Raw genomic sequence first — 15,313 nt, 5'->3', positions numbered from 1 at the left:
GCCGATCACTCAATACCATTTTGACCAAAAAGTGATCTGCATCGATGGTATTGAGTGATCGCGATGGATAGTATTAGGTGATCGGCTTAGATGGTATTAGGTGATCGCGATGCATGAGAATATGCATATTTTCATAGGACAGATCTAATGCCCGTTTTTCTTTATGGTAACGCGCCCTAGCTTTCAAAGCCTTAAACAACTGGTTCGCATTTTTCAAAAACGGACGTTGTAAGTTTTCATTAAGACCGGAGGAATATCCTACAACATTCGGTAAAGGTAATTGTTCTAAGCCTATTTTTATTGATTGGTCGGCTTGCTCAACATCGATTGGCTGTACGTCACCGCCATTGACTGATACCGAAAATTTGGGATCAGTAAAACCATCAGCAATTTGGAGTTTTTCCCCGAATACTTCCGCACGAGCAGAAGGTGCAGCATTTACATAACCGCTCATGCTATAAACCAGTGAAAAGTCGAATCCTAAATGCCCTTTGTTTTTAAAATCAGTTCGCTGCAAACGTTCTAGATAGGCAAAACACTCTGCAATTAACTCCAATAGTTGGGATTTGCCAGAGCCATTTAAACCAATAAATGCGATGACATTGTCATCGGCATCCTCAAAATTAAAGGTCTGATCTTTCAATCCTTTGTACTGCCCTTCCAAAGTTAGCGACAGCAAACGCATCAGGATTTTTTCCTTACACTACTTTTTTTAACCGGCTTAAACGCTTCACGTTCTGCTTTAATTTTTTCCAACAAAGCCTCAGCACTATTTTCTCCGCAAATTGATTCAGGATTTGCCGCACGCCAATTGGCGGTGAGTTCACCGCGAAATGCTTTGGCTAAAATAGATTGGGTGAGGTTATTCACTCTTTGGAGTGCTGCATTGGCTTTTTGCTCGATGCCATCGGCAAACGCAAGTAACTCTTCAACGCGTCGAACTATCTCACGTTGCTCAGATATCGGTGGTATTTCTAATACAAACTCCTTCACATCTCTTTGAAACAAATGAGGTACAGCTGAACCTGTCATTCTTTCCTGAACAAGCCTTTGCATTGTTGGTCCAGCTAAAAAGAAATAAAGAAACTCTGGGACAAAATATTTACCTGAACGAATCAATAGCAGAGAAGAGTTAATACTTGCCGGCTCTGCCAAGTTTTTCACAATTCCTATTTTTCCAATACCCGCGCCATCTTTGCAAAGAAGAATATCGTCATTTTGTAACATTATTTCAGGGCTTTCATCGTATCTCTCCGGTGAGATATTAAACGCTTCTGAGAGTTTAACCTCTCGCCCATAGTTCAATGAATGTACACTAAGGAACAATGGGCCTGATTGGGTATATTCAGATGCCTTTAAACCTTTCCAGCCTATTCGTGCTGATATGTAAACTAATCCATCTAAAGGTTGGTTCACCCAACTTTCAGGTAACTCTCTTGATTTAAACTCAGGATCAATTTCAGCTTCTTTATATTTTTTCTTCCAAGAATCTGTTTTTGGCCACTTTCCTTTCGCTTCATATTTAGCTTCTTGTTCTTCTATCCATGTTTCATATTTATATTTTCGAATTTCTTCTAGTCGCTCTTCTTTCGTGAAATCCGATTTATTTACTGCTCTCCACTCCTCCGTCAACTTGCCACTCACTGCATCAGCGAGGACAGATTGGCGGAAGGTTTTCAGGATTTCGGGAATACGCTCGAGCCGGGCTTTGGTGGCTTCCACCTGTGCCAGCAGTGTGTCGAGCTTGTCGGCGATGACTTTTTGTTCTCCTAGTGGAGGTAGTGGGAATTCTAATGATTTAAGAACTTCTAAACGAATGCCTTTAACCGTAGTACCCATTCCGAGTTCTTCAACCTTACGCGAAATCGACCTGTACCAACCAATCAGGTATTCGTGATTGACACCACTAGCAGGAAACAATGCTTTCAGATCCTGATTGATTGCAGAATCAAAATTTGCGACAACAATTTTCCCTAGACTCATTCTAGTCGCAACAATAGGTGTTCCTGAAGGAATCACATTAGTGCTGCTGTTCTTTACAGCTTCTTCTGAAATGTGGTCAACAGTATCTTGTAGGATACTTTTGTTCATATCCTTTACACTCATCCAAGGTATATTACCTTCGTAGTAGCTTGGAATGGATTTACTTGGTGTTCCGCCCCCAATTATCGAAAGCAGAATTTCACTAAGTTCAGTTTGTTTCCAAGATGCCGGTATAGCCATCAGCTCGCACCTTCCAAAGCTACCAATAACGCATCAATTTCCTTTAGCGCCTCTTCCAGCTCACCTTTAGCTTCTCGAGCTAAAACATCTGGCTCAGGCAAATCCGCCGCATCCATACTGTCTTTATCTCTTAACCTGGAAATATCTAAAGAATCGCCTTTCGTTTCGCGAATCCACCCACGACTAAAGCAGCGCCAGCGGGAGTGCGCAAGACGTTCATCAATACCTTGGTTTTCCTCAACGACTTCCTTGTCTACTTCAATGTCTTGTGCACCAAAGCTGTATTCACCTTCACTTCGGCTATTTATGCCATCTGAAGATTCGCCATAGACCTTTTCAAAAGCACCTAGGTGCAGGTCTTTACCAAATTCATCGAGTGTAAAGCCAATATCTGCATTACCAAAGGGGCTGCGTTTACCAAAACTGGGCATGTTTGTGCGCAGGTCATATACCCACACATTTTCAGTGCAGTTTTCTTCCTGGTGTTTGTCCTTTGCAGAACCTTTAGTAAAAAACAGAACGTTGGTTTTTACGCCTTGAGCATAAAAAATACCCGTTGGCAGGCGTAAAATAGTGTGTAGATTGCACTTATTCATTAGGTCGCGGCGAACATCGGTACCTACACCGGCTTCAAACAGTACGTTATCCGGCAGTACGACTGCCGCCCGGCCACCAGGTTTTAAGTTGCGATATATATGCTGTAAAAACGCCAGTTGTTTGTTGGTAGTTTTGTAAGTGAGATCGTCTCTGGTATTGGATGCTTCACCACCTTTACTGGTACCAAAAGGCGGATTTGCCAATATAATATCAGCTTGTTTTAACTCCTTCCCTGCATCGCCTAGTGCATTTCCTAAGTGCACTACGCCCTCTTCGTCGCCTTCCATTCCGTGCAGTAAGCAATTCATTAACGCTAAGCGTCGGGTATTAGGTACCAGTTCAACGCCAACGAAAGCTTTGTTTTTCTGGAAATCAGCTTCTTTAGCAGAAAGTTCTAAGTAATCATCAGTTTGCTCACGCATATACTGGTCGGCGGCAACTAAGAATCCAGCTGTGCCTACCGCTGGATCTTGTATCACTTCGCCAACTTGCGGCTTAATGCAGCGCACCATGCTGTTGATTAGCGCACGTGGAGTGAAGTACTGACCTGCCCCGGATTTTGTTTCCGAAGCGTTCTTTTCTAAAAGCCCCTCATACAAATCGCCTAGCCCGTCTTTTTGGGCGCTAAACCAATCAATATGGTCGAGGGTTTTGATCATTTGTTCTAGATGGCGTGGTTCACGCAGTCGAGTTTGTGCATCGGCGTAGATTGCACTGATAAGTGGTCTTCGTGCACAATATTGCCGTCTGAATCTTTACCTGTTGAAAGGCTTAATAGAATGCGTTTGTAGTCATTTAGCAGATTAATACCCGACTTTTCGTTGATGTCTGTCCAACGACATCCCCCTGGTAAAGGATGGCGTTTTAATACTCCCGCTTCTGTGTTTTCGTGCACCATTTTAATAAATAGCAGAAGTACCAGCTCGGTTACATAATCTGAATAATTAATGCCGTCGTCTCGCAGCACGTCGCAGAGGTTCCAGAGTTTTTGAACGATATCGTTATTTGTCATGTGTGTCTCTTAATTAATAATTTGGTTCTTAACTGTGTGCTATCAGTACTTTGCACAACGGCTCATTAATGTAGTAGTTGGCGCGGCCAATTTTTTGTTTGGTTAAAAAGCCGTGTTCTACTAGTTGCTCTAAATATTTAGTAGCGGTTATTCGCGTTACCCCTAGCTCTTCGATGATAAAATCGATTTTGGTATAGGGGTGATGAAACAAGTTGTTGAGTAAGTCCTGGCTATAGATTTTGGGCAATTGTTCACGAATACCGTGTTTCACATTAGCCATCAGGCTTTTCATTTCGGTAATGAGTGAAATTGTGTTTTGCGCTGTGTCGATAACGCCACCAAGCATAAAGGCTATCCAGGGTTCCCAGTTACCGGTATCACGCACGGCCTGCAAATTATTATAGTAATCTGCTTTGTGCTGAATAATAAAACGGCTTAAATACAGTACTGGCAGGTTAAGCAAGTCTTTAACCACCAAGTACAAAATATTCAGGATCCGCCCTGTGCGGCCATTGCCATCGTAGAATGGGTGAATGCTTTCAAACTGATGATGGATGATGGCCATTTTTACCAGCGGGTCTGCATCGCATAACTCATCGTTATTAATAAATTGCACCAAGTTATCCATTAGCGCCGTTATTTCGTCTGCATGTTGTGGCGGGGTGTACACTACTTCCCCCGTACGAGCATTTTTTAAATCTGTACCGGGTAGCTTTCGCAAGCCTGCGTTGTTGTGCTCCAGGTTTTGCTGGATGGCAAGGATGTCACTTAAGCGAATGAGTTTACTTTGCCGTGCTGCTTGAAAGCCCAGCTTTAATGCTACTGCGTAATCCTGCACTTCTTTGGTTGCAGGGCTAGTAATGGCTTCTTCAAATAAGTTAGCTTTATAAAGCTCGTCATGCGTGGTTACAATGTTTTCCACTTCCGAGCTGTCTTTTGCTTCCTGTAAGGCAAGCGTATTGATTAGTATTGCTTCATTGGGAATGCTGGCGGCAACACCCTTTAATTCGGCCAGATATCGGTGAGCTTCAGCCACTTTTTTGAGTACTGCGCGGGTTTCCCACTGCTCTATATTATCAAGTGGTAACAATGGGATAGATGCAGTCATGATTAATATTATGTCCTTTTTATACATTTAGAACTGTATATGTATAGATTTTGCAAAAAATTATACATGTACTTTATAACATGTATAGTTTTTCTGTTTACTTATACATATAAAGTTTATGCACTTTGGGAAGGCCAAATTGTATCACTCAGTCCATCCAGTATTGTATCCAGCTGGTTACCCAGTACTTTATCCAGCTGCTTTGCTCCGCCCTGCTCTGCAAATCGGCTGTTTACGAATTCTCTATCAACAATGACTTCGTGAACCAGTTGTTTTGCCAGGCGATCAAGCCATTTGCGCTGTGCAGGTAACCAGTTATGACTTTCAAATATTCGCAGCATAGCCTGTGCAACACGTTTTTCAAAGGGTACCAATGGCTCGCCGAATGCTGCGCGGCGAATATGGCCAATTATGCTTGCTGCAATATCATGGTTAGTTTGGTTGCGTACAGCGCTTTGTAGTTTAGCCTCTGAGTATCCTGCACCATCAAGTAATAGTTTAATTTCTTTTAGTTGGTCGCGAGTCAGATCTCGAGGTTTATTTACCACTACCGCAAGAGCTGCACTTTGGTTAAGCTGCTCTTTTATAAACTGGTTAAAGCTGTCCAGATAATCTTCTGGCTTTTGATGTACACCGTAGCTTTGGGTGCGTTCTCTTATCTCATCATGATGTTCAGAAATTATAGGCTGGCGTTCACTGCCGAGTAACTCATTCACTTCTGCCAACTGATTTATCAAACCGCTATGTTTTGTAATAAAAGCCGCAGCTAGCTTAGGCCCAAGCTCGTGTAAGTGTTTATGCAGGCTTTTGGGCTCGACGCCCCATAAACCCTATAATTCATCAAGTTTTTGTTTAAGTACTGGTTTGCTCTCGGCTTTTTTATCGGCCTTTCGCATTACGCGCATCACTTTTTGACTGAGTTGACTTAACACCACATCAGCATGGCTTTGCTCAGGCGCATCACCGGGTGCATTCAACGCGCGTTCCAATTGTTGCGGATTAGTGATTTCGTGTACCAATTGTTCCAACGTAATATTGGGATCTTTAACCAATGGCTTCATGGTATTAACATCGGCCAACGCGGCATAAATATCCACCGGGTCGTAAATTCGAAATACCGTTTTACCAATGTCATCACAGCGGCGGGTAGCACGGCCAATCATTTGCTCATACAAAATCCGTGATTTAACCCGCCGCATAAAAACGAGGTTACAAATTTTGGGAACATCGATACCGGTGGTCAGTAGGTCTACAGTAATAGCAATATTTGGATAGCGTTCGTTTTTATACTGTCGAATGAGCTGTTCTACTTTGTCGCTTTGCCCGGTGATTTTAGCCACTGCCGCTTGGTTATATTCACCGTTATAAAGGTCTTTAAACGCTTCGTCTAAAAGTCGCTTTACCATATCGGCATGCAAATCGGTTGCGCAGAAAATCAGAGTTTTTTCATCCCCGAACGGATCGAGTTCTTGAACCAGTTGCTGACAAATCACTTTGTTGAAGTTTTCATTAATTACTTTGCGATTAAAAGCTTCCACTTCAAAATTAAGTTCATCGTCTAGCTCTGCACTTTGTACTTCACCAGTTTGGGTGTTAATGGCACTAACTTCGGCACCTTTGGCAAATTTAATCCCGTTTTGCGTGAGTAATGTTTCGTATCGAATAGGTGGTTCGTGATCTATTAGCCAGTCATCCGCTACCGCTTCCCTGTATGAATAGGTATAAACAGGTGTGCCGAAAATTTCGCTGGTGTGTTTTGCTGGCGTTGCCGTTAAGCCAATTTTGACGGCATCAAAATAGTCGAGCACCCGGCGGTAACTGGAAAGATACTGACTCGCATCCCGCGTAGCGATTTCGCCTTCGGTCATTTCCTGGTCGAGCGTATACCCTCTGTGGGCTTCATCAATAATAATACAATCAAACTGGTCTAACGGTGGCGGGTTATCGCTCATAAATATGCGCTTTACCATGGCCTGTACAGTTGCTACCTGCACACGCGTTTCAGCCTCAGCAGCCATATCTCCCAGCTCTGCAACATTATAGATTTTAGATAAGGTATGGTTTTGTTCTAGTGGTGCTTCATTAAAAGCATCAATGGCTTGCTGACCAAGTGCGGTGCGATCTACCAAAAATAGAATACGCTTAAATCTCTCAGCCTTTAGAAACCGGTACATCAAACCAATGATGGTGCGCGTCTTACCCGTACCGGTAGCCATAGCTAACAGCGCCGTGCGTACTTCTTTCGCTAGCGTATTTTCCACCGCAATAATGGCTTTTTGCTGATAATCGCGAACTTTTAAATAGCCGAATGGCTCAGTTTTTAGTTTTTTCTCAGCCTCTTCTTTACTGCGTTTGAGTTTGTCGATTAAGCCTTCTGGCGTATGAAACTTAGGGAGTGCACGTTTAATATTGGCAGGTTCCCGCACATCACGAAACCAGGTTCCAGACTGTTCAGCCAGCTGAGGAACGTAAGGGCGACCATTGCAAGAATAAACAAACGGGATTTTATAATGGCTTTCTTGTTCATCAGGCCAGGCAATTGTTAAACCTGCTAAATCCCATGCGCCCAGCATAGGGGGTGAAACACTAAAACCCTTGCTATATCGTTCCGCTTGCGAAATTTTTCCTGCAACGTTGGTGTTTTCTTTCTTCGCCTCAACCACGGCCATGGGCGTTAAACCGTAAAACAGTACATAGTCTGCTCTACCTTTTTCGCCATTATGTTCAGTAGGCCATTCAGCAATAGCGATATTCCTGCCTTTTTCTGGTCGAGCCCCACTTTTATAAGTAAGCGCTTCGCTATCGGCTGTCCAACCCGCTTCTAACAGTTGCTGATCGATTAAAATGCGGGTTAGCGCTTCATCCAACACAATGTGTTGCGTTGCCGCCTGTGTATTTTTGTTTATCTGACTGCGTTGGGCAGTTTGCGTTTTCTCATCAGCCGCCGCTAGCTGAGCTTGAAGTGCCTTTATTTTTGTTTCGTAATCCTTACGTTGTGCTTGTAAGGCATCTTCATGTTCAGACGCTTGCTTCGCCAAAGATCGAGATTCCTCGTCCATTGCCATTGCCAATACTTCATACTCTGCTTTTTCTTTAGCTACGAGCGCATGAAGTTGATTACTGGAATCCAAGTCAACATTGGCTTGTTCTAAATCACTTTTTAACTTTGCAATTTCAGACTGTAACTGACGTAACTGTTCGCTGGGGTCTGTAGGTGGAATAAAAGGGCCAGGTTTAAATTGAACCCCTGATTTTCCGAAAGACTGGTGAAACCATATGGCTAGTTTACGTGCAACCACTAAACCATTCATGGCTTCTTTGTGCTGAGTTCTAAACGTATGGATTGCTTTGTTACCTTCCATTCTAAGAGTATGGAATAACTCTCTGACTACCGGCTCTAGCTGTAACTCACGGTTTATTTTGTAGATTAAATCAGCCTGGGAAGTCTTATCGTCAAACTCAATTCCAACCAATGCTGCAATGTGTTGTGCCAGCGCCTCACCCAGTTGCCTAAGCTTCATTAACGTTGTGTTAGGATCGCTCGAGAAGGCTTTTTCAGCAGAGGAGGCAATTTCCACTAAAAGTGAATCATGCTCTTGTAGAAACCCAAAGTTACTTTGCTGGATAGAGGATGCCATGTTTAAGAAACTCCATTTCACCTTGACGCTGGTTCAATCAGAACTCAGTAATACTTTTTTATTCTGTGTGTATTGCAAAGCAGAGACTACCACAAATACTTAATTTCACTATACTTTAGTAGTGAGTATAAAACCATAAAACTACAGAACCGGTGCGTTGAATTGCTTTTTTAAATCCTTGGTTTAACCACTTAAAAATAAATATGAATTCGTGCGGTTGAAGCCATTTAATTAGAACGTTACGCACATCAACCTACTTTTTAAATATATTTATTAAACATGAATACATGGAGAATCATCGCTTTTCTCTGAACGATTCATGCAATGATGGAGGGTAAATTACACGCGAGGCCTATGACCCCCACCCTCTTTTGTCTGCACTTCACTGGACATTCCGTTTCAACAAAATTCACCCGATGCCGCCGCCGGTCGTGCCGCCCGACCAACTGCGTTTGAAACGGTCGAGTCGCTACGCTCCGAAACTGACGGGAATTTCGACCGGCCTTCGGCTGATTGCATCATTTAAAACACAGTTGGTCTGCCGCTCGTTTCACTCCCTCCGACGGCGGCCTGCAGACCTTTCGTCTGTCACTGGGGTGACAATCTCTCTATCAGCGCTTGGGAGCGCTTCTCCTGCACAAAAGAATGTAGATCTCATCTAGAGCGCTGAATGCGCGGCTAATGAACGTTACATCACAATAAAAATACACTTAATTTTCAATCAGTTAAAATAAAAACAAGAAAAAATTACTATTTTAAGCTTATCAGCCAAAAAAACTAGCACATTAAGTGATGTACGCAATTTTTGAAAACTATCGAGGTTCTAATTATGCTAGAAGCGTTATTTCAACAGAAACCACTATCAATCGGGACAAACAAATTACTTCTGTTCCAAGTCAGTGAAATTAACTCTTTAACCCGAGATGCATTGTGGCAATGCTTATCTATTGCGACATCTGACAAGTTAACTGTGACGCTTCTCGTGTCCGGCTATTTGTTTGCGATTTCATTAATTGTTGCAGGTAAATCTTTTTTAAGGGCAGACCAGACCCTCATAACCAGAGCACTCCGTTTTGTCTTTTCAGCACTATCGTTTACTACACTTTTAGCTAGTGTTGGAATTGTCCTCTTGTTTAGTAAATATTTACTTTCAAGCTATATCAATACTGGTAAACCATGGAACATTTACAAAGAGTTTTGCATAGCAATACTGAATAACGCTTCGCTGGGGATGTTGATCGGTTCCATTGGTGCCTTTGTTATCTATTTCTGCATTAAGCGTTATATAGAGCCTTGGTTCTCGTCTCTCATAGAAAGTGTGTCTAAAACCGTAAACGAATATTACGATTTTCCAGATTTCGACAATGTTGTAAAACTTCTACCCAAGCGGCCTAAGAGTAAAAACTTTATTGCAAGGGTACTGAAGTCAACAAAGGGGAAGTCACTGATTTGTGTGGGCCTATCATCTGCTGATAAACCTATTTTGATAGATTTTAAGGTTGCGACTCATCCAAACTATCAGACTTTAGGCCTGACTGGCACGGGAAAGGGGCAATTTTTGGGGTTGTTTTATCTTCAGTTTATACAAAAAAAATGCGCGTGCTTTGTATTTTGCCCCAAAGAAGATAAGCCATTAAAAAATGTACTTAGATTTTCGGCCAAGACTTCGGAAAAACCATTCTTTTATTTAAATCTGTGTGCTTCACATCCTGTAGTTAACCCATTATTCAATATTACTGCCAGAGAATTGTTTGTTTTACTGAAAATGACATTCGAACTTCAATCAAGCTCCGAAGGACTAGGATATTACAAAGATGTCGAGCGAGAACTGGCGCAAACATTGTCTGCCTATGCTGATAGTGATGATAACCCATCACTTCCTGGCCTTCTTCATTTCGCGAATACACTACGAGATACGATATCGAAAGACGCTCTCGGCCTATTCATAAAACTAAAAGAAATTGCTGCTCTGCCCTGCGTTGCAACCCTTGACGGTAAATGCATAACAGAAGTTATTCAAAAAGGTGGGTGCGTTGTAATAGAGGGAAATACGGAAGACGAAAGTATTTTGTTAGTAATGAAACTGTTGCTACATAGAGTAGCGCAATTAACAACTAGCCGAGCAGACTGTTCTCGTAAGGTGTGTATTGCGCTAGACGAAGTTAAATATACCATAACTACTTCTGTCATCAATTATATGGGGAACATCCGTAGCTTCGGCGGTTGTTTTCATGTTACCCAGCAAAGCCTGGCGGATTTCGAATCGGTTCAGCTCAGAATGCCACCAGATGCTGTGCGTGAATCAATGTTGGATAACCTCCCATTCAAAATTATATTTCGTTCGAATAACTACGAAACTGCTCTCAGGGTTAGCAACCTTTGCGGTACCGTTATGAAAAATGAAGAGGTTCGCCACACGGCGGTAAATGAAATTGCGTCGCAAACCAACTTTTTAGAACGCAGAATAAGTCGGCAAGAAGTTCCGTACGTTCACCCAAATATTGTTCAAAATCTACCGCAGTCATGCGCCATCGCTATCGGCATATTTGAGAGACCAACTTATATTTTTGTACCAATCTTACATTGTGAAAGCACATACCTAGAGACCTATAAAGCGTCTCCCATTAACACTACCGATTGTTTAAATAATGAAAGTTTGGAGGATGCTCTGCTATGACATTGTCACCTCTTGATAAAGCATTATTGATGTTTCTTAGAGAAGATACTTGGGCTACGGTCGTTAATGTTCAACTCGCTCTTAAACAAAAATCAATTCAGGCTACGCATCAGTATTTGAAACGAGCAGAAGCCAAAGGCCTCATCGCTTCGAGCAATATTGCTGCAAGTTTTGGTCGCCCGCAAAAGTTAGTAGGCATAACAGAACTGGGGCACGCTTATGCTTGGGAACTCGATGAATGCCCAACAAATCGCCGTGTGTTCAACTCAAGTAAGATTTCGCCAGCTATGTTTGCTCATGAGAATGATCTGCAAAAGCTGCGAATTAGTGCAATCCAAAACAACTGGAAGGATTGGCGGAATGCAAAACATTTGGGGACAAGACTCCAAGCTACAAAATACCCAGATGCAATTGCCTCCTCCCCTGCAAATATCACCTACTGCATTGAAGTTGAGCGTGAAATAAAGAGCAGCAAACGATTGCGAACAATATTTGCCTCACATTTGTCTATGCGTAAAAAAGGTCATTGGGAGAAGATTCTGTACCTTTGCCCATCTAGTGAAATAGCTAAAAGGTTAGCGCGAAAGGCATCGACGCTTTCATATTTGACTTTGGAAGGAAGACGCATCTCTCTGCGAAACGAGCACCTAATACACTTTATCTTTGCCGATTATGGCTATTTCAAATCAATTTATTAAGGACGGGCATATGGCTACTCTAATGAAAACAGTTTTCACTCCGATCGAAGCGTTAACTGAATATTCCGCATTTGTATTTCAGAAAGCTGTTACACGTGAAGAAGTCTCAGTAAATATTATCGCGGAACGAGCGTTAATTTCTGCTGTTGGAGCATCTTTTCACCAAGGCACTTTAGCTAAAGTGTGTAATGAAGTTCTCTTAACCCACTATTCAAACGTTGAGACCGATGAACCTCTCGTTTTAATCATTCAAAATTTTGGCAAAGGCTTGGTATTTTCAAGACTTTACTTAAGCTGGGATAAGGGAATATCATCGTTTGTATCTTGGCAAGCTTATAGGGGAACGCTTGGACGCCTAGGAGACTTACCGTTAAAAATAATCTCTATAAAGCCGGCCAGGTCTGATCACGCATCATTGGCCATGAAGTTACTGAATTCAGTAACTCATAATTAATAATTAGTTGGGAGTGTCCAAATGAACTATCTAATTAATTTGATAACAACTAAAAAGCTAGCCGAGTTGACGGGGTATTCAGTTGGCGCACTCCGTAAAAAAATCCATGACGGGATCTTCAGACAAGGTGTACACTTTGTAAAGTCGCCTGACGGGAGGATCCACTGGAACATACAGGAGTATGAGAAATGGGTTCGACATGGCCAACGGGGATAGTTCCTCGAAATCAGTCGATTGAAGTTCGTTTGAATTACAACGACAAACGCCACTATGTGAGCCTGCCTTGGCGTCCCACTGCGGGAAACATTAAAAAGGCAGGAAAACTACGGCAACAAGCGCAGGAAGCGATAAAATGGGGAACCTTCACGTGGCAAGAGTTTTTCCCTGACTCGAAACATGCCAATGAAGAAACGGGTGCACAGACATTCAAAGATTACGGGCAGTTATATTTGAATACGTTAACGTGCACTGAAAACACTAAGGAAAAATATACTCAGGCATTAGAACGGTTTTATTATCCGAATTTGGCAGACAGGTTAGTTAAGTCGATTAAGCATTCTGAATTACTGGCCTTGCTTGGAAGCTTCGATTTTCAGCATAATAAAACTCGTAACAATGCGTTAATTCCACTAAGAGGTGTGTTCAAACTCGCTCTGCGAGATCGAGCTATTCAATTTAATCCTGTTGAGGGTATTGAGAATGGTAGACATCAGCAGCCAGAGGCAGACCCTTTGCTCATTGAAGAAATAGACACTTTTCTAAATTGGGTAGAACGGACACAGCATCCTTTATGGCATAACTACTTTGAGTATGCGTTTTTTAGCGGCCTTAGACCGAGTGAGCAAATTGCATTGTGTTGGGATAGTGTAGACTTTAATCGTGGTTACTCACGGATTGAACGAAGCAAAATCAAAAAAAAAATTCGCAAACATACTAAAACTTACAAAGTAAGAGACGTAGAGTTTAATGCCCGCTCAAAAACAGCATTATTACGGCAGAAACAGTGGACGTTTTTACAAAATAGCGAAGTATTTGTTCACCCGTCTACAGGAGAACCTTTTACTAATAACGCTTCGCCGAGATTGATGTGGAATAAAGGGTTAAAAGCCTGTGGTATTCGCCATCGTAATAGCTATCAAACAAGACACACGTTTTGTACTACGGCTTTGCAATCGGGAGCGAAGATACACTGGGTGAGTCAGCAATTAGGCCATGCGTCTGCAATGATGACTTTGAACCGTTTATGGGGTAGAGCCCCTTTGTGGCGTCTCACTCGCACCAAAATATCAAAACGGTGCAAAATTGGGGTTTAGACATTTGAAAAATGGATTTTTGCAAGGATATCAGGAAGATAGTTGGTCGGTGTGAGAGGATTTGAACCTCCGACCCCTGACACCCCATAAAAAGTAACATTAGCTTTAATTAGTGGAAATTAGTTCTAATTAGGACAAGAATTAAATTCAAGCCATTGTTATATATAAACTTTATAAAATTTTAGCGGCTTGATTAGAATTAAGTAGAACCAAGTAGTTGAATCATCAAGCTGCTACACATATGCTACACCAATATATTTTTCGACCATTGTGGTGCTACATTTGTCTACCGTAAAGCTACTCATAAGTGATACTTCACTCAGTAAAGTCCCTGAACAAATCAAGCGAATTAATGATTCTAAACTCAGTGGTTTTCATGCTCGGATTGGCAAAGTATCAGAAGACAATAAATCAAAAATAGCGTTATACCTGAATTATCGAATTGGTGGCTCGGGCGGTAAACAACGTAATTATCTATTAGGCTATCACGGAGAGCGAGATCTCAAAGAAGTTCGTAAAGAGGTCGAAAGCTTAAAAGGCCGTATAGCAGCCGGTGAAGACGTTTATGAAACGAAGCGAATAGCTCAGAGAGAGCAGTTTATTGAAGACAGTAGCCCTACCCTTTCAAAGCTAGCGAATGAATTTCTTACGCGTTATATAGACGTTAACCGAAAAGACCCGAAAGAAGTTCGCAGAATGTTCGATAAAGATGTTCTGCCTACCATTGGCGAGATGAAACTGAAAGACATCACCAGGCGAGATGTCATTGAAAACGTACTAGATCCCATCACTGATCGTAGTTCTGGCACTCAGGCGAACAAGACGCTTTCGATACTAAAACAAATGTTTGATTTCGGCGTTGATAGAGACCTTCTTCATGGCAACCCGATTACTACAGTTAAAAAGAAAAATATTGGTGGGTTTGAGAAGTCCCGAAATCGGGCGCTTACTTTCGATGAATTGGTACAGGTTTTCGAACGACTACCTAAATTAGGCGTTAGCCCTCAAGTTATCTATGCTCTAGAGTTTATCGCCCTGACAGGCTGTAGACCGATTGAGGTAACTGGCGCGCGCTGGTCTGAGTTTGATTTTAAGGCGATGCTATGGACTATACCCAGTGAGCGGGTTAAGCAGAAGAAAGGCGGCGATCGAATACACAATGTACCTGTTACTCAAAATATGATTGTAATGCTAGATGAACTGCGCTCTGCTTTTAACTACCTCAATTCAAATTATGTATTCCCCAGCACCACGTGTATCAACTGCGCTCCAGGACAGCAGCCAATTGACAGGCATTCACTATCACGAGCCGTAAATAGAAAACTTGACCGTTTAGGTGTACCTAAGTTTGTACCTCATGACTTGCGACGAACTCTCGCGACACGATTAGGCGATTCTGATATCGGCGCAGATCCGATAGTGGTTGAAAAAATACTGAACCATCAGCTTCAGGGGGTACAAAAAGTATACAACCTCCAAGATTATATGAACGAAAGAGTCGCCGCGCTAACAACATGGGCGCAAAAACTGACAATCGTTGGTAGTTGTTCTCGATAGTGGTAATCTTTTTTTTGCAGTGATGTTTTCATAAAT

At 42.2% G+C, this 15,313-nt stretch carries 8 protein-coding genes and 2 pseudogenes; 5 read left to right on the top strand and 5 right to left on the bottom strand.

Annotation, left to right across the window (positions count from 1 at the left end):
- Window positions 1-73 precede the first annotated feature (73 nt).
- The 5 genes and pseudogenes from AMBT_RS05325 to hsdR form a co-directional block, all read right to left on the bottom strand.
- Window positions 74-685 (bottom strand): ATP-binding protein, encoded by a 612-nt coding sequence (locus AMBT_RS05325; protein WP_013783561.1) that lies wholly within the window; start codon window positions 683-685, stop codon window positions 74-76.
- On the bottom strand, window positions 685-2,223 hold the full coding sequence (locus AMBT_RS05320) for a restriction endonuclease subunit S (RefSeq protein ID WP_013783560.1): 1,539 nt from the start codon (window positions 2,221-2,223) through the stop codon (window positions 685-687). The genes AMBT_RS05325 and AMBT_RS05320 overlap by 1 nt, the downstream gene beginning before the upstream one ends.
- Window positions 2,223-3,832: pseudogene (locus AMBT_RS05315) on the bottom strand (class I SAM-dependent DNA methyltransferase). Before AMBT_RS05315 ends, AMBT_RS05320 begins: the two are co-directional and overlap by 1 nt.
- 28 nt (window positions 3,833-3,860) lie before the next feature.
- Window positions 3,861-4,940, bottom strand: a complete 1,080-nt coding sequence (locus AMBT_RS05310; protein WP_013783559.1) for a Fic family protein — start codon at window positions 4,938-4,940, stop codon at window positions 3,861-3,863.
- Window positions 4,941-5,056: 116 nt separating this feature from the next.
- A pseudogene (gene hsdR, locus AMBT_RS05305) lies at window positions 5,057-8,578 on the bottom strand (type I restriction-modification system endonuclease).
- A gap of 829 nt (window positions 8,579-9,407) precedes the next feature.
- Between hsdR and AMBT_RS05300 the strand changes: the two are divergent.
- From AMBT_RS05300 to AMBT_RS05280, 5 genes are all read left to right on the top strand, one after another.
- Window positions 9,408-11,255, top strand: a complete 1,848-nt coding sequence (locus tag AMBT_RS05300; RefSeq protein WP_013783558.1) for a type IV secretory system conjugative DNA transfer family protein — start codon at window positions 9,408-9,410, stop codon at window positions 11,253-11,255.
- A complete protein-coding gene (locus tag AMBT_RS05295; RefSeq protein WP_013783557.1) occupies window positions 11,252-11,953 on the top strand; it encodes a hypothetical protein in 702 nt (233 codons plus the stop codon). The genes AMBT_RS05300 and AMBT_RS05295 overlap by 4 nt, the downstream gene beginning before the upstream one ends.
- 10 nt (window positions 11,954-11,963) lie before the next feature.
- A complete protein-coding gene (locus AMBT_RS05290; protein ID WP_013783556.1) occupies window positions 11,964-12,407 on the top strand; it encodes a hypothetical protein in 444 nt (147 codons plus the stop codon).
- A gap of 188 nt (window positions 12,408-12,595) precedes the next feature.
- Entirely contained in the window at window positions 12,596-13,720 is a 1,125-nt protein-coding gene (locus AMBT_RS05285; RefSeq protein ID WP_013783554.1) for a site-specific integrase, read from the top strand.
- Window positions 13,721-14,002: 282 nt separating this feature from the next.
- Window positions 14,003-15,277: a tyrosine-type recombinase/integrase gene (locus tag AMBT_RS05280; RefSeq protein WP_013783553.1), complete on the top strand. Its 1,275-nt coding sequence runs from the start codon at window positions 14,003-14,005 to the stop codon at window positions 15,275-15,277.
- Window positions 15,278-15,313 lie beyond the last annotated feature (36 nt).

It is taken from the genome of Alteromonas naphthalenivorans, assembly GCF_000213655.1.
GTDB lineage: Bacteria > Pseudomonadota > Gammaproteobacteria > Enterobacterales > Alteromonadaceae > Alteromonas > Alteromonas naphthalenivorans.
The sequence above is the reverse complement of the archived record's forward strand: the minus strand, read 5'-3'. Positions and strand labels throughout refer to the sequence as shown.